The organism is Burkholderia sp. APQ4-4ca (assembly GCF_057837105.1).
Genome location: NZ_JBYQCG010000139.1, coordinates 40,724 through 61,643 on the forward strand (window position 1 = coordinate 40,724; position 20,920 = coordinate 61,643).

Consider the following 20,920-nt stretch of genomic DNA (forward strand, 5'->3'; position numbering starts at 1 on the left):
CCGCATCGGGTGCAACGATCATCCGGGAATACCCTGATTCGCATGGGCGGCGCACGGGGTGCTGTCCCGTGAATTATTTCGTCGCAGTGCGGATTCCTCGATCAACCGTCTTGAAAATTTCGCGAACGAGTACCGTTTTCGGGTCCGGGGGAATATATTGGTCAGAAGAACGGCCGCGGCGACAACCGGACAGCAACGACAGCAACGCGCGGCGTCATCCCGAAGAGGAATGCTGGAAGATGATCAGGGTAATTCTGGCTGACGATCACGCAGTCATGCGGGACGGACTGCGTCACATTCTGGAGATGGCCGGCGGTTTCGAGATCGTCGGCGAGGCGAGCGACGGCTCGGGCACGCTCGCGCTGGCCGAGCGCATGGCCGCCGACGTGCTGCTGCTCGACCTGTCGATGCCCGCGCCGACCGGCATCGAGCTGATCCGGCTGGTCAAGCGCCAGGCGCCGTCGCTGCGCACGCTGGTGTTGACGATGCACACCGAAGCGCAGTACGCGGCGCGCGCGTTCAAGGCCGGCGCCACCGGCTACCTGACGAAGGACAGTGCGACCGCCGAGCTCGTCGAGGCCGTCGGCAAGGTCGCGGCGGGCGGCGTCTACGTGAGCCCGTCCGCGGCGGAAAGCCTCGCCCACACGCTGCGCGCGCCGGCTCAGGCCCTGCCGCACGAGCGACTGTCCGCGCGCGAGTTCGACGTGATGCGCCGCATCGTCGCCGGTCAGACCGTCACGCGAATCGCGTCCGAACTCGCTCTGAGCGCGAAGACGGTCAGCACGTACAAGACGCGGATCCTCGAGAAGATGGGGCTGCCGCACGAAGCCGCGCTGGTCCGCTACACAGTGCGCCACGATCTCGATCTCGGGGCCGACGACGCATGATGGCCGCCTTCCGCTTCCCGCCCGCTCCGCCGCCGCCGCCGAACGACGATGACCGGGACACGTCGCGCCTGTTCATGTCGTCGCTGCCGCCGGGCCGGCGCGAACGGCGGCTCGCGCTCGCGACGGTGCTCGTATCGGCCGTGATCTTCGCCGCGCTCGCGCCGTTCGCGGCCAAGCCGCTCGCGCCGGGCTGGGCGTTCATTCCCGTGTATCAGTCGGCGATCGTCGTCGACGACATGGTGACGGCCGGCCTGCTGCTCGGCCAGTACGCGATCCTGCGCGAAAAGCCGCTGCTCGTGCTGGCGGGCGGCTACCTGTTCACGGCGTTCATGGCCGGCACGCACATGCTGACCTTCCCCGGGTTGTTCGCGCCGACCGGCCTGCTCGGCGCCGGGGAGCAGACCACCGCATGGCTGTACCTGTTCTGGCATGGCGGCTTTCCGCTGTCGGTCGCCGCGTACGCGCTGCTGCGCGCGACGTCGCGCGGGCGTCCGGCCCCGGCTCCGGCACCGCAGCGCCGCGCGGCGATTCCGGTCGGCCTCTGCATCGCCGCCGCGATCGGCGCGACGGTCGCGCTCGCGCTGTTCGCGACGGCCGGCCACGACCTGCTGCCGCACATCATGAGCGGCAACCGGATGACCGCGACGATGACGAAAGCGATCACCGTCGTCTGGGGCTTGAACCTGGTCGCGCTGATGCTGATGTGGCGGCAGCGGCGCCGCCATTCCGTGCTCGACCTGTGGGTGATGACGGTGCTCGTCGCGTGGCTGTTCGACATCGCGCTGTCGTCGATGCTGAATCATGGGCGCTTCGATCTCGGTTTCTATGCGGGGCGCGCGTATGGTCTCGTCGCATCGGGCGTCGTGCTGTTCGCGATGCTGTTCGAGAACGGCCGGCTGCACGCGCAGACGGTGCGGGCGCTGGCCGGCGCACGCTACCAGCATCTGCTCGTCGTGCAGAAAAGCGCGCAGTTGAACGATGCGAACGAACGGCTCGAACAGCGCGTCGCCGCACGCACCGCGCAGCTGAGCGCGTCGAACCGCGACTTGCGGCGCGAAGTCGAGGAGCGCGTGCGCGCGGAACGGGCGCTTCAGGCGTCGCGCGAGGAGCTGCGCGAGATCGCCGCGATCAGCGCCAGCGCGCGCGAAGCCGAGCAGCGCCGCATCGCGCGCGAACTGCACGACGAACTGGCGCAGTCGCTCGCGGCGCTGAAGAACGATCTCGAATGGCTGATCGACCGCGTGCCGCAGGACGACGCATCGCTCGCACGCAAGATCGCGGCGATGCATGCGCTCGCGCGCGGCGCGGTGGCCGCGACGCGCCGCATCGCGTCGGACCTGCGCCCGCTGATGCTCGACGATCTCGGCTTCGCGGCGGCGATGCAATGGCTCGTGGAAGATTTCCGGCATCGTCACGGGATTACCTGTTCGCTGCACGTCGAGCCGCCCGAGCTGCAACTCGACGAGCCGTATGCGACGGCCGTGTTCCGCATCGCGCAGGAAGCGCTCGCGAACGTCGCCCGGCACGCGGCCGCATCGCACGCGGACGTCGACCTCGTGTGCGGCAGCGAAGCGATCGCGCTGACGATACGCGACGACGGCGCGGGCTTCGATCCCGCCGTGCCGCGCAAGTCGGCGTCGTTCGGGCTGGTGGGGTTGCGCGAGCGTGCGTATCTGGTCGGCGGCACGCTGCGGATCGCGACGACGCTCGGCGAAGGCACGACGGTCGAGGTCGAGATTCCGCGGGTGCCGTCGCCTGCGGCGCTCGCGCACGGCGAGCACGGAGGTTCGCGGGGGTAGACAGGGGGCGGCGGGAGGCGCCGGACAACGACGGTTTAGTCGACTGCCTTCGTCGAGCGCGCCGCTTTCGGCAGGCGCTCGAGTTCCGCGCGCACGTTTGCCGCATCGATGTATTCGCCGGTCCGCCGCGCCTCGTCACGCGATGCCCGCCGACGTGCGAAAAACGCGCGCCGCGCGCGATGCGCAACGCCGTCGCAAGACATGTTCATCGTCGCCCCTTTCGTCATTTCCCGCTCCATTCGTCGCATGTGCCCGGCACGGTAGCGCGCTCGAGTACTTGCCGCCGAACCGGCATGCGTCGTCCTGTTTCCGGAGCATCGGAAACCGGCCGACGCCGCGGCAACGCCGCACGCCATCACGCCCGCGCCGCGACCATCCCCCGCTCCGAGCGCGTCCACGCGACCAGCGCACCGAAGCCGAGCAACGCGAGGCACACGATCGGCACGATCATCGGCCCGAACGCGGTGCCCGTCACCTTGCCCGCGAACGGCATCAGGTTCTGGCTGAAGAAGCCGCCGAGGTTGCCGATCGAGTTGATCGCCGCGACGCTCGCGGCCGCCCGTGCGCCGGTGAAGTAGCGCGGCGGCATCGACCAGAAGCACGGATACAGCAGCGGGATGCACGCGCCGCCCAGCACGAGCGCGATGAAGCGCAGCGGCGTCGACGGCAGCACGAGACTCAACAGGAAGCCGAGCGCGCCGAGCGCCGCGACGATCGCGATCGTGCGCAGGATGCTCTTCGCGCGGCGCAGTTTCGCCGGCAGCCACACCAGCAGCACCACCGCGAGCGCCCACGGCAGCATGCTCAGGAACCCGTTCGTGGTGCTCGACACGCCGAACGATTTCACGAGCGTCGGCAGCCAGTACGTGACGCCGTACAGCGACGTCGACATCAGCATGTAGGTCGCCGCGAACAGCATCACGCGCGGATCGAGCAGCGCCTTCCACGGCTGGCCGTGCTCGGCCTGCGCCGGCTTCTCGCGCTCCAGCGCGGCCGCGACGATCTGCTTCTCGCGTTCGTCGAGGAACGGCGCTTCGCGGAACGATGCGGGCAGCACGCGGAACACGACGATCGCGACGATCACGGCCGGAATGCCCGTCGCGACGAACACCCACTGCCAGCCCGCCAGCCCCCACACGCCGTTCAGGCTCAGCAGCAGGCCGCCGACCAGCGAGCCGAGCATGTTCGCGAGCGCGCTGCCGAGCGTGAAGATGCCGAGCACCTTCGCGCGGTAGCTCTGCGGAAACCACAGCGTCAGGTAATAGATCACGCCCGGATAGAAGCCGGCCTCGGCGATGCCGAGCACGAAGCGCAGCGAGCAGAACGCGGGCATCGACGTCGTGAAGCCCATCAGCACCGTGATGAGCCCCCACGTCAGCATGATGCGCGCGAGCCACACGCGCGCGCCGTAACGATGCAGCGCGAGCGTGCTCGGCACCTCGAACAGCAGGTAGCCGATGAAGAACAGCGACGACGCGAGCCCGAACGCGGCTTCCGTCATCCCGAGGCTGTGCACCATCTGCAGTTTCGCGAAACCGACGTTCTGCCGGTCGATGAACGCGATCAGGAACATCACGACGAGGATGGGCAGCAGGCGCCGCGCCATCTTCGACATGATGCGCTGTTCTTCGGCGGACGCGGGGTCCAGGGTGTCGGTAGCGTTCACTTCAGGCTCCTTGGGTGAATCGGTTGCATATCGGTTGAATCGGCGCCGCGCTTGATGAACGCGCGGGCGTCACGTGGTTCGATGAAGGACTCGGATCGCGGCCCGCGTGGCTCAACCCGACCGGTAGTCGTCGAGCATCGGCGCGAACATCTCGTGCCACGCGCGCGGCTTCGCCTTGATCGTGCCGGCCAGGTACAGGAAGTCGACGTAGTCCATCAGCTGGTTCGGCCGCACCGAGAAGCGCGTGTCCGGCGCGGCGAGCATCCGCATCACGTCGTCGTGCGACACGCCGACGCCGGACGACGCCGCATAGAGCGCGGCCGCCGCGCGCGGGTCCTGCGCGATCAGGCGGTTCGCTTCGTCGAGCGCGCCGAGAAACGCGGCGGCGAGCGCCGGCTCCGTATCGACGAGCCGCTTCGGCGCGAACACGACGTCGAGCGTCATCGGGCCAAGCACGTCGACCGAACTCACGACACGGTGAATACCCGGCTGCCGCAGTTCCAGCGTCGAGAACGGCGGCGACGTGAAGTGCGCGGTCACGCCGTTCTCGCGGCGGATCAGCGCCTGCATCGCCTGCGGATGCGGCAGGTTCACGGTGATCGAATCGAGCTGCGCGAAATGCGTCGGGCCGAGCTGCCGGCTCGCGACCATCTGCAGCACGACCGCCGACAGCGACGTGCGGATGCCCGGCACCGCGATCCGGTCGGACGGCGTGAAGTCGCGCAGCGACACGAGGCCCGCGCGATTCGCGTTCAGCGACAGCGACGTGGTCGACAGCCCGCTGATGCCTATTACCTCGACGTTCGGAATGCCGCGCGCCCGCGCCCACAGCTCGATGAAACCCGGCGCGCCGGCGCCGGCGAAATCGAGCGTGCCGGCCATCATCGCGTCGTTGACGGAATTGCCACCGTCGAGCAGCACCCAGTCGACCGCGACGTCGCGCACGCCGTGGCGCGCCGCATGCTGCTCGAACAGCCGCTGCTTCTCCATCACGAGCAGCGGCAGGTACAGCACGCCATAGCCTTTCGAGATCCGCACCGTGCGCGGCTTCGCGCGCACGAGCGCCGGCGCTCCGAGCACGCCCAGCACGCCGAGGCCGGCTGCGATCAACGCGCGGCGGCGCGGCGACGTGATCATGCACGCACCGCCGTGCGGCGGACGGCCAGCGGCCGCGCGCAAGCCGGCGTGGCGCCGCGGCGCGCGTTCGTCGTGCCCGTGACATGCTGCATGTTGCCGTCTCCTTGAATATTTCTGGTATTAATGCCGTCCTTGCATCCTGCTTCCGGCTCGACACAGGTTATCGGCCGAGTCTGAGAAAATGCTGACATCCCGGCCCCGGGAAAACCCCTAATCCATCTACCTGCGAACGGCACCATGCGCATTCTCGTCGTGGAGGACGATGCCGAAATCGGCGCGGCGATCCGCAGCCGGCTGGCGCGGCTCAGCCACGCCGTCGATCTCGAAACCGACGGCGCGACCGCGAACGGGCTGCTGCGCGTCGAGCGCTTCGATCTCGTCGTGCTCGATGCGAACCTGCCCGGCATGGACGGCTTCACGGTGTTGCGCCACCTGCGCGCGTCCGGCAGCACGACGCCCGTGCTGCTCGTCACCGCGCGCTCGGCGATCGACGACCGTGTGAGCGGCCTCGGCCTCGGCGCCGACGACTACCTCGTGAAGCCGTTCGACTACCGCGAACTCGACGCACGCGTGCAGGCGCTCCTGCGCCGCAACAGCGGCCACGCGAACGACGTGCTGACGCTCGCCGGCCTCGTGATCGACCGCAGCAGCCGCCTCGCGGAACTCGACGGCCAGCCGCTGTCGCTGTCGCGCCAGGAATTCGCGCTGCTCGAAATCCTCGCGAGCCGCCCGCAGCGGATCTTCTCGAAGGAAGAACTGCTGAACCAGCTGTTCAGCTTCGGCAACGAGCCGACCGCGAACGCGGTCGAGCAATACGTGACGCGCGTACGCAGGAAGCTGCAGGGCAGCTCGGTCGAAATCCGCACCGCGCGCGGGATGGGGTATCAGATTGCGGCGCACTGACTGGTTCCCGAAGACGCTGTTCGGGCGCACGCTGCTGTTCATCGCGCTCGTCGTCGCGACCGGCGCGCTCGCGCTCGCGGCGACCGCGCGCTACTACGCGGGCGTCGCGGCCGAACGCGCGTACGACCAGTTGCTCGCCGGCGCATCGATCCAGGTCGCGGAAAACCTCTACGTGCAAGGCGGCGTGCTCGCGCTGAATCCGCCGGTGGCCGCGCTGTCGACGCTGTCGCGCTACGACCTCGTCTACTACAAGGTGGTCGATTCGCGCGGCGTGGTCGTGGCCGGCTACAACGATCTCGCGAGCCCCGCGACGCTCGCCGCCGCGAAGCAGGGCCCCGCGTTCGCGAATGCCGTCTACCAGGGGCACCGGGTGCGCACCGCGACGATCGCGCGCTACATGCCCGAGGAAAGCACGCCGGGCTGGGCGCTCGTGACGGTTGCGCAGACAACCAACGCCCGCCAGCAACTGACGAACGACATGAGCATCAAGGTATGGACGCTGATCCTGCTGATGAGCGTGCTCGCGATCGGCGCGAGCGGCCTCGCGATCCGGCGCGGCCTGCGCCCGCTCGCGCAGATCGGCACGATCATCGCCGCGCGCGACCCGGCCGACCTGCGGCCGGTGGCCGTCGATACGCCGAGCGAAATCGACGCGATCATCGGGTCGATCAACGGCCTGATGCATCGCCTCGCCGAGCGGATCAACGCGATGCAGCGCTTCATCGCCGACGCCGCGCATCAGATGCGCACGCCGCTCGCGCGGCTCGACGCGCAGATCGAGCTCCTCGACGGCGAATCGGATCCGGCGCGCCACGCGGCGCGGCTCGATGCGTTGCGTGCGACCTCTTCGGACGTCGGCCGGCTCACCGGCCAGTTGCTCAATCATGCGATGGTGATTCACCGCACCGAGGCCGTGCCGCTGCAACCGGTCGAACTCGTCGCGCTCGCGAAAGAGGTCCTGGGCCGCACGATTCCGCTCGCCGGCGAGCGCGACGTGGCCGTTGCGTTCGCGAGCGACGCGCCGCATGCATGGATCGACGGCGATGCGATCAGTCTTCAGGAGGCGCTGTCGAACGTGCTGCACAACGCACTGCTGCATGGGCATGCGGACGACATCGTCGTGTCGGTCGCGACCATGGGGAACGCGGATCAGGCGGTGACGCTGACCGTCACCGACAACGGGCGCGGGATACCGCGCGAGCATTGGGGCGCGGCGTTGCAGCCGTTCGTGCGGATCGCGCCGGACGGCAGCGAGCGGCGTACCGGGTCCGGGCTCGGGCTCGCGATCGTGCAGGAAGTGATGAAGGCGCACGGCGGGCGCGTCGGGTTCGCGTTTCCCGAAGCAGGCGGGTTCGCGGTGGTGCTGACGTTTCCGCGCGCGGCGGCGACGCACGCCGCAAGCGACGCTTAGGCAACCGCAGATCCGGCGCAGTCAGGCCCGATTGAACGCCGCCGGACGACACGCGTTCAGTCGTCGCTGTCCCGATCGTCGTCGGCGTTGCGCTGCGCATGTCGCGCAACCCGTTCGTCCAGCTCGTCATACTGGCGCGCGCAGAACAACCGGCACAACGCGTCGACGTCGACGCGCTTTCTCACGTCGATCGTCTCGACGTGCTGCTCCAGCTTGCCCTTGCCGATGCCGAAAAGCCCCTTCTTCATCCGCATGGACACCGCATTGATCTGGAAACCGTCCGAGTGTGCGTCCGTCAACGCAGTCACCCACAGCTCGCGCTGATCGTCGGCATGCTGCAGCACGAGCGCCGGTAGCGGGCCGTCCTGCGTCTCGTTCCATTCGACGTGCTGAGCCGCCCAAGGAAACGCATCGAACGCATGAACGAACGACGCGTAGTCGGTCGCGCCCTGCTGATCGAGCTGATTGAAATCGTAGCCGACTTTCTGGATGGAATAGGTCAACATGGCGCGGCAACCCCGTGGCGGTCGAGATCAGGAGACCGTCAATCTACCGTGAATCTCGGTATCGGTGACGATTTTTCCAGGCGGCTCATGAACGCACATTCGCCGTCGCCGCACGGTGGCCGCACGCACGAACGCGGCGCGGCCGTGCCCGCATCACGCCTTGTGCGTCGACAACACAATGCCCGTTTCGGTATTGGCGATACCCGTTCGGTAACCGCGTGCGATGGAGCAGAAATCGAATCAGCGGAAAAGCGTCGCGAAGTGGTACCGCACGCCTGAATGAAACCGGCTTCGACGTCGTGCCATGGGCGGCACGACCGCGACCGAGACCGGACGCTTCGATCCGCAAACGAGATCGAAGCGTCCCGTACTGTTCTTAATCGCCCAACAGCTTCAACCCGGCCGGCAGCGTTTCGCCGAACACGCGCACCGTATCGGCTTCGTCGAACGCGATCGCTTCACGGACCATGTCGATCCACGCCGCCGATACATTCGCGGCCGACAGGCGCTTGATGACGGCCTCGCGCGTATCGTCCGGCAGATCGCGCGAACGATCGCCCGTCATCCGCGCAATCTGTGCCGCCGCGAACGCAGCCGGCTCGACCTGCTTCCAGTCGAGCGTGAACAGCGCATCGAGCCAGCCAATGACGATTTCCGCCGGCACGACGCTATGCGCACTGCCATAGAACGGCCGCCTTGCTCCGATCCGCCCGAGCGCCCACGCGCACAACGCGCGTTCGGCCGGCTTCTGCAATTGCGCGATCAGGCGCTCGGCCAGTTCGACCTTGCGTTCGACAGGCAGCCGTTCGAGCGACGCGGACAACCGCGTCATGTCCGCCGGCCCGACCTTGGCCGGATCGAACGGCAGCTTGCGCCGCTTGTCGTCGGACGGTTCGAGGAAGGCGATTGCGTCGCGCACCTGCGTCTGCGCATCGTCGTCGAGGCCGCCGGCCACGCGCCGCCACAGCGTCCACCACTCGGACCACACCTGCGCGTCGGTCACGTATTGAATGCCGTCGTCGAACAGCGGCCACAGCTGCTCGACGCGCCACGCGTCGAGCGGATGGCCGAAGCCCGGACGCAGGCAATACCCGGCGAGATTCAGCCATGCGCGCTCGTGATCGGCCGAGCGGCGGCGCCGCCGCGCCCGCGCGAGCAATGCGTCGAACAGTTCGCGCGCCAGCGCGACGTCCCAGTCTTCGCGCGCGCCGAGTACCTGTTCCAGTTGCGCGCGCAACCGGCGCGTGTCCTTCGGCGTGACGCCCGCAACCTTGCTGCCGAACGAGCGCTCGATCAGCTCGATCGCCTGGTCGAGCCGCGGATGCCGGGCGGACGCCGCATCGTCGCCGTGAACCGGCGCATCGCCGCGCAACTGGAATTCGAGCCGCCAGCGGCGCGCCGCGTCGTCGGTCGCGATGCAATGCATTTCGAGCGTGCCGACCTCGGTCAGCGACGCGGTGAGCTTCACCGGCGTTTCGCGCGCGTCGCCGGCCGCCTTCGCGTCGACGACCGTCGCGATCGGCGGCAGCCGCACGAAATCGCCGCCGTCGAGATCGACGAGATCGCCGGGTCGATATTTCGTGTCTGCCACCGTCGATACGAGGTGGAAGCGCACCGGCTGCCCGAGCTGCAGCGCGAACGTGCGATCGTCGAGCCGGATCTCGCGGCCCTCTTCCGCACCGCGCGGCAGCAGGCAGACGCCGCGTGCGCCCGCGTCGCCTTCGCCATCGTCGAGCACGAGGAAATAGCTGCGCGCGGAGCCGCCGCCGATGCGCGGCGCGTGGCCGGCACGCGCCAGCCCGTAGGCCACCGCGCCGCGCGCGACGGCCACATCGGGATGCGCGTTGTGCAGCACGTCGAGCGGTGCGCCGCGCCACGCACCGAGCGTCTGCGCGAGACGGCCGGCGAGCGCGCCCGCGCGGAACACGCCGCCGTTGAGCAGCAGCGTGTCGGGCAGCGGGCCTTCCGCATGACGGTTCAGGAACGCGGCGACGTGGCGCGTGACGGCCGCGTCGCTCGCATACGGCAAGCCGAATTCGACGATCGCCGCGCGCGCGCGGCGCGGCAATTCGTCGGCCTCGACCTGCGGAAAGAACCCGTCGACGACGATCTGCTCGACTTCCTGCCGTGTCAGCTCGGCCGAGCGCGCGCCGCCGACGAGCTTGCTGCCCGCGCCGAGCAGCGTGACGGTGACGGACGCCGGCGCGTCGTCGCCGAGCAGCCGCTCCTTCGCCGCACGGCAGCGCTCGACGAGTTGCGACAGGCTCGCGGCCGACAGCCGCGTACCGGGCTCGGTCAGCCGCGACTCGACCAGGCGCGCGAGCGCGAGGTCCATGTTGTCGCCGCCGAGCATCAGGTGATTGCCGACGCCGACGCGCGTAAAGGTCGGCTCGCCGTCGTCGCCCGGCGCGACGTCGACGAGCGTGAGGTCGGTCGTGCCGCCGCCGACGTCGCAGATCAGCACGCGCCGCGGCGCGGCAAACGTGTCGCGCAACGTCGCGCGCTGGCCGTACAGCCAGTCGTAGAACGCGGCCTGTGGCTCCTCCAGCAGCCGCAGCGCCGGCAGCTTCGCGCGTTTGGCGGCTTCGACCGTCAGCGCGCGCGCGCCGTCGTCGAACGACGCGGGCACCGTCAGGATCACGTCCTGCTTCGCGAGCGGCGCATCGGGAAAGCGTGCGTCCCACGCGTCGCGCACGTGCGCCAGGTAGCTCGCGCTCGCATCGACCGGCGACACCTTGTCGACGCCGTCGGCCGCGCCCCACGGCAGGATCGCCGCGAGCCGGTCGACCGCGGCGTGCGACAGCCAGCTCTTCGCGCTCGACACGAGCCGGCCCGGCACCTGCGCGCCGAGCGTGCGCGCGTAGCGGCCGATCACGGCGGGCCGTGCACCGGCCGCATTAGCGTGGGCCTTCGGATCGGCCTTCGCATCCGCGTTCGGAGCGGCCTTCGCATCGGCCGCCCACGGCAGCCGCAACGCATCCGGCGGCAGTTCCCCCGCCGCCGGGTGATAGCGCACCGACGGCAGCAGCGGCTGCGCGGCCACCGCGCCGGGGCCGACCAGTTGCTCGACGTCGAACACGCGGATCGCGTCGGAACCGGCTTCGACGTACGCGACGACCGTATTGCTCGTGCCGAGGTCGATGCCGACCGTATAACGCTTCATCGCGCTCAGGCGCCGCGCACGTCGAACTCGACCTTCCAGCGCTCGTTCGTGCCGCTCGGGATCGCCTCGAGTTCGAGCGTGCCGGCTTCGGTCACGCGCGCATGCAGCTTCACCGGCACGACTTCGCCGACGGTGCGCCCTTCGGCGGGCAGCGTCGCCTGGATTTCCTCGAGCTCCTGCAGTTCTTCCGCCGACCAGTAGTCGAGCAGCGTGCCGACCTGGTCCTGACGACGCACCGACGACCCGAAGAAGCGGAACTGCACCGGTTCGCCGACGACGAGGCCGAACTCCTGCGGCGGCAGCGCAGCGTCCGAGCCTTCCTCCATCCCGAACGGCGCGACGCACAGCGCCTGCACCGGCGGCTCCAGCCCCGGCACCGCGGGCATCGCCGATTCGATCGCGACGTAGTACGCGCGCGCCGTGCCGCCGCGAATGCGCACGCCGCGGCCGCGCTTCACGTAGCCGTAGTACGCCGCGCCGCGCGCGACCGCGAGATCGAGATCCGCGCCTTCGAGCAGGCGCGCGGGCGGCGCGCCTTCGGCGGCGAGCCAGCCGTTGAGCGTGTCGAGGACGCGCTGCGTGAGCAGCGTCGACTTGAACACGCCGCCGTTGAACAGCACGGCGGTCGGATGCAGGAACGTCGCGCCTTGCGGCAGCGTGCGCTGCACGCCTTCGAGCGTGTCGAGCGCCGCGACCTGGCGGCCGAGGAACGCCGCGAGATGGCGCGTGATGCCGGCATCCTGCGCATACGGCAGGCCGAGCTGCGTCAGGCCGACACGCGCGCGGCTCACCGGGCGCGCGGCCGCATCGACCTGCGGGAAGAAGCCTTCGAGGATCGTCTGCGTCAGTTCCGCGCGCGTCAGCTCCGTGCGTATCGAGCCGCCGATCAGCTTCGAGCCGCGGCTCGGCACGACGAGCGGCACCGCGTCGGTCGTCGGGTCGGACAGCAGCGTTTCCTTCGCCGAACGGCACGCGTAGGTCAGTGCGCGCAGTTGCCACGGATCGGCCTGCATGCCCTGCTGCGCGAGCTTGCGTGCGACCACGTGCGCGAGCGCGAGGTCCATGTTGTCGCCGCCGAGCAGGATGTGCTCGCCCACCGCCACGCGATGCAGTTCGAGATTGCCGTCACGCTCGACCACCGCGATCAACGACAGGTCGGTCGTGCCGCCGCCGACGTCGACGCACAGGATCAGGTCGCCGACCTGCACCTGCTTGCGCCAGCCGCCCTCGCTCTTCTGGATCCAGCTGTAGAGCGCCGCTTGCGGCTCTTCGAGCAGCGTCATCCGCGAGTAGCCGGCGGCGCGTGCGGCCTCGGCCGTCAGCTCGCGCGCGGCCGGATCGAACGACGCGGGAATCGTGACCGTCACGTCCTGGTCGGCGAACGGCGCATCCGGGTGCGCGTGGTCCCACGCTTCGCGCAGGTGCGTCAGATAGCGGATCGAGCTTTCCAGCGGCGACACGCGCGCCACTTCCGGCGGCGCATCGCTCGGCAGGATCGCCGCGCGGCGATCGACGCCCGGATGGCACAGCCAGCTTTTCGCGCTCGACACGAGGCGGATCGGCGTGCCGGCGCCGCGCGTGCGCGCCATCTCGCCGACCGCGAACGCGCGCGAGGCGGTCCACGGCAGCGTCAGGTCGCCCTGCGTCAGCTCGCTTTCATGCGGCAGGTAGAGGAACGACGGCAGCAGGTCACGCGATTCCAGCGCGCCCGGTGCGGTGAGCTGCGCGATCGGCAGCACCTGCTGCACGATCTTTTCGCCGTCGCTCGTGCTGCTGTCGACGTACGACAGCGCGCAATGGGTCGTCCCGAGGTCGATACCGATCGAATAGCGCGAATCGCTCACAGTTCCACCTCCGCCGGTGCGACGACCGATGCGTCGTGGCTGCCCGTCAGCTTCGGCAGGCGCACGTCGGAAACACGCCAGCCGCGATGGCTGACGGTGCCGGTAAACGGCGCGGAGCCGACCACGTTGCCGGTCACGCGCACGGCCGTCGCGTCGAAGCCGGCCGGCAGCGTCACGCGGCTGCCTTCGGCTTCGTCGCGCACCGGCACGATCGTGAAGTGTTCGCGCAGCGCGGCACGGCAGCCGTCGTGCACGAGGCGCGCGGCCGCGCCGATGTCGGCGTCCGCGTAGCCGGCGATGTCTTCCTCGACGAAATCGATGAAACGCGCATCGCGTTGCAGCAGGCCGAGCAGTTGCAGGGCGGCCTGCGGGTTCGCTTCGCGCAGCTCCGGGGCCGGCGCCTTCACCGGCGCGGGTGCGACGGGCGCGGCAGCGGGCGCTGGCGTCGGGACCGGCGCGACCGGGGCCGGGGCGCCATCGCGCACGCGCAGCACTTCGGCGGCGAATTCGCGATTGCCGAGCACGGAGAAGAACGTGCCGACGGCCAGCGACAGCCGGCCGAAAAAGGACAGGTTGGATTCGGGCATGGGGTCTGGACTCCTGTGGGCTCGCGGCGGGGCGAGCGTTTCTTGCCTGGGCGCCCGGCGGCGGCGCGCGGCCTGCGCACTGGCGCCGCCCGGCGCGTGATTCGAACGCGCCCTCGCGGGTGCGGAAAACCCGTATTTTGCCCTGTGGCGGGCGAACCGGGCAGAAGTTGGGGGACAGAACATCGCGGCGCGACGGTTTCGATCGCGCCGGGGCGCGCCGAAGCGTGCGTCATGCGCGTACTACGGGCGTGCTGCGCTGCGTCAGCGCGGCTTGCGCAGCCGCGCCGCCTTCGCTTCGAAATCCTGCGACAGCATGCCGAGCGTGACTTCGCCGAAGCGCGCGAGCAGCGCTGCTTCGGCGTCCTTCAGCGCCGCCGACAGATGCGCGTTGACCGCCTGTTCGACCAGGCATTCGGGCGCGTCCTCGGACACCAGGTCGGAAAACAGCGGCGGCTCGCCCACCGCGCGATAGACGTCGAGCAGCGTGATGGCGTCGAGCGCGACGCTCAGCGCCCAGCCGCCGCCGTGCCCCTTCTCCGACTGCACGTAGCCGCCATCGCGCAAGCCGCCGAGCAGGCGCCGCACGACGACCGGATTCGTGCCCAGCATCGTCGCGATCGTCTCCGACGTCAGCGGGCCGTCGGCCTGGTCCATGTGGATCAGCGCATGCAGCATGCGCGACAAACGGCTGTCGGTTCTCACGGGCGGGACTCCCCTTTCTCGAAACTTCTGAAGTTGCATGAATGATATCACCGCCCTATCATGCAACTTCTCGTGTTTCATGAGTTGGCCGCCAGCGAAGCACGTCTGTCCATTACGCAGGTTCAGAAAGGAGTGGATGTATGGATACCCATCATGAAGTGATCGTGATCGGCGGCAGCTTTGCCGGGCTGTCGGCCGCGATGCAGCTGGCGCGCGCACGCCGCCGCGTGCTCGTGATCGACACCGGCCGGCCGCGCAACCGCTTTGCCGAACACGCGCACGGCTTCTTCGGGCAGGACGGCAAGCCGCCCGCGCGGATCGTCGCCGAAGCGAGCGCGCAGCTTGCCGCGTATCCGACCGTGCAGCGCATCGAAGGCGACGCGCGCCACGCCGAACGCGACGCGGACGGGCGCTTTCACGTGACGCTGGCAGACGGCAGCCGCGCGAGCGCCGACCGGCTGATTCTCGCGACCGGCATCCGCGACGAACTGCCCGCGCTGCCGGGGCTCGCCGAACGCTGGGGCATCAGCGTGCTGCACTGCCCGTACTGCCATGGGTATGAAGTGAGCGGCCAGCGGCTCGGCGTGCTCGCCACGCATCCGCTGTCGGTCCATCAGGCGATCCTGATTCCGGATTGGGGCCCGACGACGTGGTTCACGCAGGGCGTGGTCGAAGCGAACGAAGAGGAAGCCGCGTTGCTGGCTGCGCGCGGCGTGCGCATCGAGCGCGCGCCGGTCGTCGAGATCCTCGGCGACGCGCCGCGTATCGACGCGCTGCGGCTCGCCGACGGGCAGGTCGTGCCGATCGATGCGTTGTTCGTCGGCGCGCGCACCGCCATGGCGAGCGACCTCGCGCAGCAGCTCGGCTGCGCGTTCGACGAGGGACCGCTCGGCACCGCGATTCGCGTCGATACGTGGAAGCAGACGAGCGTCGCCGGCGTGTATGCGGCCGGCGATGCGTCGAGCCTGATGACCAACGCGACGTTCGCATCGGCCTCGGGCGTGGCGGCCGGCGTGGGCGCACATCGATCGCTGATTTTCGGATTGGATGCGTAGGCGGGCGTACAGCGGGCGTCACGGTCGATCGGGAAATTCGATGTATCGGGCGAAAGCGGCGGCCGCGTTCCGGCCATCCTCATCGCAGCCGCTCCACGCCACGTCGATAGCTTCCCCGCGCGATCTGCGGTTTAATGCTCGACACCCTCCGCATTAAGAGCCATGAAATGCTCGACCTCGACGACCTTCGACTCGTCCGCGCGATCGGCACGTCGCGCTCCCTGGCCGCGGCGGCCCGGCTGCTCGACCTCACGCCGCCCGCGGTCACGATCCGCCTGCAGCGGATGGAGGCGCGCCTGAACGCGAGGCTCGCCGTGCGGCAGCCGAAAGGGATTGCGCTGACCGACGAAGGGCAGCGGCTGTACCAGGAAGCCGTCGGCATTCTCGAGCGCATGGAGGCGCTGCCGGTCAGCATCGCGGGCGACCACGGCGACGTGCAGGGCACGCTGCGCGTCGTCGCCCCGCTCGGCTTCGGCCGCAAGTACGTCGCGCGGATCGTGCGCGACGTGCAGCGCGCGCATCCGAAGCTCGAAATCTCGCTCCACCTGTCGGAAAGCCCGTTGACCAGCGCATCGGGCGCCGACGTGGTCGTCCATGTCGGCAGCCTCAAGTCGTCTTCGTGGATCGGCTATCCGCTCGCGCCCAACGAGCGCTTCCTGTGCGCGAGCCCCGGGTACGCGCGCCGCCTCAAGGACCTGAATCATCCGTCCGACCTGACCCGCTACGACTGCCTGTGCCTGCGCGAGAACGACGAGGACATCCCGCGCTGGCGCTTCTCGCCCGCGAGCGGCGTCGAGGGCGAATCGCGGCGGGCGACCGTCATCCGCGTGACCGGCGCGCTGTCGTCCAACGACGGCACCGTCATCACCGAATGGGCGCTCGCCGGGCTCGGCATCGTCGAGCGCTCCGAGTGGGACGTCGCCCCGCTGCTCGCGAACGGCAAGCTCGTGCGGCTGCTGCCCGGCTGGCGCCTGCCGCCCGCGCCGGTAACGGCGCTGCTGCCGTCGCGTACCGGCCGCTCCGCGCGGCAGCGGATTTTTCTCGACGCCGCGCGGCAGTTTCTCGATCCGCCGCCGTGGCGCGGCAAGGCGTGAGCCTTAAATTGAATTTAATGGCGGATTAGCCCCGCATTAAACACGACGCGAGCCAACCGCCCTACAGTGTCCGCATCGGCAACCCCGCAATCGGACGCATCGTGGACCTTCGCACCCTCAACACCCCGGCCGCATTGATCGATGTCGGCCGCATGCAGCGCAACATCGCCCGCATGCAGACGCATCTGGACGCGCTCGGCGTGCGGTTCCGGCCGCACGTCAAGACCACCAAATGCCGGCAGGTCGTCGACGCGCAGATCGCGGCCGGCGCGCAGGGCATCACGGTATCGACGCTCAAGGAAGCCGAACAGTTCTTCGCGGACGGCATCCGCGACATCGTCTACGCGGTCGGCATGGTGCCCGCCAAGCTCGGCCAGGCGCTCGCGCTGCGGCGGCAAGGCTGCGACCTGAAGATCGTCGCCGACAGCCTGCCGGCCGCCCACGCGATCGCCGCCTTCGGGCGTGAGCACGGCGAACGTTTCGACGTGTGGATCGAAGTCGACGTCGACGGCCACCGCTCGGGCATCCCGCCCGAGGCCGACCTGCTGATCGACGTCGGCCGCGCGCTGACCGACGGCGGCATGCTGCTCGGCGGCGTGCTGGCTCACGCGGGTTCCAGCTACGAATACGACACGCACGAGGCGCTGGTCGCGATCGCCGAGCAGGAGCGCAGCCGCACCGTGCGGGCCGCGGAACGCCTGCGGGCCGCCGGCCTGCCGTGCCCGGTCGTGAGCATCGGGTCGACGCCCACCGCGCTGGCGGCGCAACGACTCGACGGCGTGACCGAAGTGCGCGCCGGCGTGTACGTGATGTTCGACCTCGTGATGCACAACATCGGCGTGTGCGCGCCGTCCGACATCGCGCTGTCGGTGCTGACCACCGTCATCGGCCATCAGGAAGAGAAAGGCTGGGCGATCGTCGACGCGGGCTGGATGGCGATGAGCCGCGACCGCGGCACGCAGCGCCAGGCGCACGATTTCGGCTACGGGCAAGTCTGCACCGAAGACGGCGACGTGCTCGGCGGCTACCTGCTGAGCGGCGCCAACCAGGAACACGGGATCGTGTCGCGAACCGGTACGCCGGATACGGGCATCGCGCAACGGTTTCCGATCGGCACGCGGCTGCGCATCCTGCCGAATCATGCGTGCGCGACCGGCGCGCAACATCCCGAATATCAGGCCGTCGGCGATGACGGCGCCGCGCAGACGTGGCCGCGCTTCTACGGGTGGTAAGCGCTAGCCGCCTTCCATCCCGCGTCCGTCACATACATTGACTATTTGTCCATGTTTGGACAAACTTTAAACATCCTGAATTCGTCTCGTGCCGACCAGGCACCCCGACCATGCCGACCGACGCCCGCCTTCTTCTCCTCGACCGCGATGCCGTCGAGCCCGCCCTGCAGGCCGAGCAAGTGATGGCGGCCGTGCGCGAAGCCTTCGTGCTGCACAGTCAAAGGGCCGGACGCGTATTCCCGGTCGTGCGCGAGAAGCTCCATACCGGCGGCGTGTTCGGCATCAAGTCAGGCGACGTCGCCGGCCAGGACCTGCTCGGCTTCAAGGCCGCCGGGTTCTGGCCCGGCAACCGGGCGCGCGGCGGCGAGCCGCATCAGGCCACCGTCGCATTGTTCGATCCGGCGACGGGCCGGCCGCTGTGCATCATGGACGGCAACGCGATCACCACCGCGCGAACCGGCGCCGCGGGCGGCCTCGGGCTGCAACAGCTCGCGCGTCGCGACAGCACGCGGCTCTGCGTATTCGGCACCGGCGTGCAGGCGCGCGTGCAGCTCGACTACGCGCTCGCGCTGCTGCCGCAGCGATGCACGGTGCAGTACGTGACCGTCAGCGGCGAGCCGGACCCGGCGTTCGAAGCACACTTCGTCGCTCGATGCACGATCGGCGTGACGCGCGACCGAAACGATGCGGTGGCCCATAGCGACGTGGTGATCACGGCCACGCCCGGCGGCGGCGCGTTGTTCGACGCGGATGCGGTTCAGCCGGGCACCCACCTGACCTGCGTGGGCGCCGATACCGCGGGCAAGCGCGAACTTCCGGCCGGCGTGCTGGAGCGCGCGCGCATCGTCGTCGACGATCACGATCAGGCGCGCAGCATCGGCGAGTGCCAGTGGGCGCCGGATTTGCCGCGCACGGAAATCGGTGACATCCTCGCGGGTGCGGCATCGGTCGACCGTGCCGCGCACGAGATCACCGTCTTCGACATGACGGGGCTCGCGCTGCAGGACCTGACCGTCGCGCGCTTGCTGTATCGACACGCGCTCGACAACGGCACCGGAACCTCCGTTCCGTGGCCCTGGTAAAACGACTTCCCGCTTTCAACCGCCATGCGTGTCGCCCAAGTTTCCGCCGTCTCGTTCGACCTCGACGACACCCTGTGGCCGTTCGGGCCATCCGTCGTACGGGCCGAGGCGACGCTTCGCGCATGGTTGATCGAGCACGCGCCGAATACCGAGCGCGTGCTGCCCACGCAACGGGCACTCGCTGCGCTGCGTGAGGAATACGAACGGTTGTGCCCGGATCTCGCCAGCGACTTTCGCGCGATGCGAATCGGGTCGATCCGGCTGGCGCTGGAACGCGCGAACGAAGATGTCTCGCTGACCGAGCGCGCCTACGACGTCTTCTACGCGGCGCGTAACCGCGTCGAATTCTACGAAGACGCGCTGCCGGCGCTGGCGTGGTTGAGCGCACGCTTTCCGTTGATCGCGGTCACCAACGGCAACGCCGATCTTCGGCTCACTGGCGGCGGCGAATTCTTCCGCACGACGCTCAGCGCGCGGGCATTCGGCTTCGCCAAGCCCGAACCCGAGATCTTCCATGCGGCGGCGGACGCACTCGGCGTGCGGCCGGCCGAACTGCTGCACGTCGGCGACGACTTCCACCTCGATATCGTCGGCGCGGTGAATGCGGGGCTTCAGGCCGCGTGGGTCGTGCGCGAGCCTTCGGCGGAAGAAGAGCCGGCGCCGCCGCATGCGGTAACGCCGCATCTCAGGTTGCGCGATCTGGCGATGCTGTGTCGTGCGCTGGGCGGGCCCGATACGGTTTCGTGATCGTAGGCGGGGCGCGGCGCGTTACGCCGCGCCGCGCATGGCCCCGCTCCCCGTTTCACTTTCACGCCGCCTTCCTCGCCTCCGCGATCCGCTGCGGCGCCTTCGGCCGCGCATACAGCCGTTCGAGATACGCGCGCAGCTGCGGGAACGGTTCGATCAGGTGGCATTCGCTCGCCCAGTCGATCAGGTAGGCCGTCACGCAATCGGCCACCGTCAGCGTATCGCCGACGATGAACTCGCGCCCTTCCAGATGCTTGTCGAGAATCGCGGCCATCGTCGTGAAATCCTCGCGCGCCAGTTCGATATCGGCCGGCGAGCGCTTCTCCGGCGGATAGAGGAACGTGTGCCGCGTGATTCGCCACAGCGGCTGCTCGAGCTCCGTCACCGCGAACATGACCCACCGATAGGCCTCGGCCCGCAACGCCGGATCGACGGGCAGCAGCGCCTTCTCGGGGTACTTGTCCGCGAGATACAGCACGATCGCGGCCGATTCGGGAATCACGAGGTCGCCGTCCACCCGCACGGGCACCTTGCCGGCCGGATTGAGGCGCAGGAATTCGAGCCGCTTGTGCTCGCCCTCGAGCAGGTTGACCGACACGAATTCGAAATCCGCATCCAGTTCCTTCAGCCCCCACAGCGCGCGCTGCGAGCGCGTGCCGGCAAATCCGTAAAGCTTCATCGCCAGTCTCCATCCAGAATGTCGGGAAAATGTCTGCATGCCGGGCCACTGCGCATCGAACGAAGCGACGCGCGTCGCAGGGCATCACGTGCCGCTCACGCGCCGGGAATCGCGAGCACCGGCATCACGTCGACCGACTCGCCCGGGAACAGCGTGAAATGCGGATGCCCGTCGAACAGCGCGGCGGCCGCATCGTGCGACGCCGCCCGCACGACGGTAAAGCCGGTCAACGCATTGGTCGTGTCGCGGATGCCGCCTGCATCGATGGCCTTGGTCTTGCCGAGCGGCCCGCCCAGCTCGACGATCGCGTCGCGATGCCGGTCGACCCACGCATGCCATGCGGCGATGCCGTCGCGCTCGCGCGTGCGCCGCTCGTCCTCCGGCAGCGCGAGCCATGCCTTCATCGCCGGGCTATCCTGGCTCCCG

Annotated in this window: 20 protein-coding genes; 10 read left to right on the forward strand and 10 right to left on the reverse strand. The window is 69.2% G+C overall.

Going from position 1 to position 20,920, the window contains the following annotated elements; translation table 11 throughout:
• Window positions 1-239: 239 nt before the first annotated feature.
• The gene (locus AC3IFE_RS17385) at window positions 240-887 is read left to right on the forward strand and encodes a response regulator (RefSeq protein ID WP_089469095.1); all 648 of its coding nucleotides are present in this window, start codon (window positions 240-242) and stop codon (window positions 885-887) included.
• Window positions 884-2,686, forward strand: a complete 1,803-nt coding sequence (locus AC3IFE_RS17390) for a sensor histidine kinase (protein WP_489191313.1) — start codon at window positions 884-886, stop codon at window positions 2,684-2,686. Before AC3IFE_RS17385 ends, AC3IFE_RS17390 begins: the two co-directional genes overlap by 4 nt.
• Window positions 2,687-2,721: 35 nt before the next feature.
• On the opposite strand, the gene AC3IFE_RS17395 is transcribed toward AC3IFE_RS17390, so the two are convergent.
• The 3 genes from AC3IFE_RS17395 to AC3IFE_RS17405 all read right to left on the reverse strand — a co-directional run bounded on the left by AC3IFE_RS17395 (window position 2,722) and on the right by AC3IFE_RS17405 (window position 5,489).
• Entirely contained in the window at window positions 2,722-3,084 is a 363-nt protein-coding gene (locus tag AC3IFE_RS17395) for a hypothetical protein (protein WP_489191314.1), read from the reverse strand.
• Window positions 3,042-4,352, reverse strand: a complete 1,311-nt coding sequence (locus tag AC3IFE_RS17400) for an MFS transporter (protein ID WP_089469431.1) — start codon at window positions 4,350-4,352, stop codon at window positions 3,042-3,044. Before AC3IFE_RS17400 ends, AC3IFE_RS17395 begins: the two co-directional genes overlap by 43 nt.
• A 111-nt stretch (window positions 4,353-4,463) precedes the next feature.
• Window positions 4,464-5,489, reverse strand: coding sequence for an ABC transporter substrate-binding protein (locus tag AC3IFE_RS17405; protein WP_489191315.1), 1,026 nt, complete (start codon window positions 5,487-5,489; stop codon window positions 4,464-4,466).
• Between the two features lie 237 nt (window positions 5,490-5,726).
• Here AC3IFE_RS17405 and AC3IFE_RS17410 point away from each other — a divergent pair, with 237 nt between their 5' ends.
• Both AC3IFE_RS17410 and AC3IFE_RS17415 read left to right on the forward strand, forming a co-directional pair.
• Entirely contained in the window at window positions 5,727-6,392 is a 666-nt protein-coding gene (locus AC3IFE_RS17410; protein ID WP_489191317.1) for a response regulator transcription factor, read from the forward strand.
• Entirely contained in the window at window positions 6,379-7,803 is a 1,425-nt protein-coding gene (locus AC3IFE_RS17415; protein WP_489191319.1) for a sensor histidine kinase, read from the forward strand. Before AC3IFE_RS17410 ends, AC3IFE_RS17415 begins: the two co-directional genes overlap by 14 nt.
• Window positions 7,804-7,859: 56 nt before the next feature.
• On the opposite strand, the gene AC3IFE_RS17420 is transcribed toward AC3IFE_RS17415, so the two are convergent.
• Window positions 7,860-8,309, reverse strand: coding sequence for a hypothetical protein (locus AC3IFE_RS17420; RefSeq protein ID WP_489191320.1), 450 nt, complete (start codon window positions 8,307-8,309; stop codon window positions 7,860-7,862).
• Window positions 8,310-8,357: 48 nt separating this feature from the next.
• Between AC3IFE_RS17420 and AC3IFE_RS17425 the strand changes: the two genes are divergently transcribed.
• Window positions 8,358-8,588 (forward strand): hypothetical protein, encoded by a 231-nt coding sequence (locus AC3IFE_RS17425; protein ID WP_489191321.1) that lies wholly within the window; start codon window positions 8,358-8,360, stop codon window positions 8,586-8,588.
• A gap of 97 nt (window positions 8,589-8,685) precedes the next feature.
• On the opposite strand, the gene AC3IFE_RS17430 is transcribed toward AC3IFE_RS17425, so the two are convergent.
• The 4 genes from AC3IFE_RS17430 to AC3IFE_RS17445 form a co-directional block, all read right to left on the reverse strand.
• Entirely contained in the window at window positions 8,686-11,472 is a 2,787-nt protein-coding gene (locus AC3IFE_RS17430) for an Hsp70 family protein (RefSeq protein ID WP_489191323.1), read from the reverse strand.
• A gap of 5 nt (window positions 11,473-11,477) precedes the next feature.
• The gene (locus AC3IFE_RS17435; protein WP_489191324.1) at window positions 11,478-13,316 is read right to left on the reverse strand and encodes an Hsp70 family protein; all 1,839 of its coding nucleotides are present in this window, start codon (window positions 13,314-13,316) and stop codon (window positions 11,478-11,480) included.
• Window positions 13,313-13,903: a DUF2760 domain-containing protein gene (locus AC3IFE_RS17440; RefSeq protein WP_489191325.1), complete on the reverse strand. Its 591-nt coding sequence runs from the start codon at window positions 13,901-13,903 to the stop codon at window positions 13,313-13,315. The genes AC3IFE_RS17435 and AC3IFE_RS17440 overlap by 4 nt, the downstream gene beginning before the upstream one ends.
• A gap of 261 nt (window positions 13,904-14,164) precedes the next feature.
• Window positions 14,165-14,605 (reverse strand): Rrf2 family transcriptional regulator, encoded by a 441-nt coding sequence (locus AC3IFE_RS17445; RefSeq protein ID WP_301737649.1) that lies wholly within the window; start codon window positions 14,603-14,605, stop codon window positions 14,165-14,167.
• 140 nt (window positions 14,606-14,745) lie between these two features.
• On the opposite strand from AC3IFE_RS17445, the gene AC3IFE_RS17450 reads away from it, so the two are divergent.
• The 5 genes from AC3IFE_RS17450 (at window position 14,746) to AC3IFE_RS17470 (ending at window position 19,815) form a co-directional block, all read left to right on the forward strand.
• Window positions 14,746-15,660: an NAD(P)/FAD-dependent oxidoreductase gene (locus AC3IFE_RS17450; protein WP_489191326.1), complete on the forward strand. Its 915-nt coding sequence runs from the start codon at window positions 14,746-14,748 to the stop codon at window positions 15,658-15,660.
• Between the two features lie 134 nt (window positions 15,661-15,794).
• Window positions 15,795-16,754, forward strand: coding sequence for a LysR substrate-binding domain-containing protein (locus AC3IFE_RS17455; protein ID WP_489191328.1), 960 nt, complete (start codon window positions 15,795-15,797; stop codon window positions 16,752-16,754).
• 101 nt (window positions 16,755-16,855) lie between these two features.
• The gene (locus AC3IFE_RS17460) at window positions 16,856-17,986 is read left to right on the forward strand and encodes a DSD1 family PLP-dependent enzyme (RefSeq protein ID WP_089469082.1); all 1,131 of its coding nucleotides are present in this window, start codon (window positions 16,856-16,858) and stop codon (window positions 17,984-17,986) included.
• Between the two features lie 110 nt (window positions 17,987-18,096).
• Window positions 18,097-19,068: an ornithine cyclodeaminase family protein gene (locus AC3IFE_RS17465; RefSeq protein WP_489191329.1), complete on the forward strand. Its 972-nt coding sequence runs from the start codon at window positions 18,097-18,099 to the stop codon at window positions 19,066-19,068.
• Between the two features lie 24 nt (window positions 19,069-19,092).
• Entirely contained in the window at window positions 19,093-19,815 is a 723-nt protein-coding gene (locus tag AC3IFE_RS17470) for an HAD family hydrolase (protein WP_089469080.1), read from the forward strand.
• Between the two features lie 61 nt (window positions 19,816-19,876).
• On the opposite strand, the gene AC3IFE_RS17475 is transcribed toward AC3IFE_RS17470, so the two are convergent.
• Both AC3IFE_RS17475 and AC3IFE_RS17480 read right to left on the reverse strand, forming a co-directional pair.
• On the reverse strand, window positions 19,877-20,494 hold the full coding sequence (locus AC3IFE_RS17475; protein ID WP_489191331.1) for a glutathione S-transferase family protein: 618 nt from the start codon (window positions 20,492-20,494) through the stop codon (window positions 19,877-19,879).
• A gap of 95 nt (window positions 20,495-20,589) precedes the next feature.
• Window positions 20,590-20,920 (reverse strand): hypothetical protein (locus AC3IFE_RS17480; RefSeq protein ID WP_489191333.1); only part of this gene is annotated, 331 nt, incomplete at its 5' end.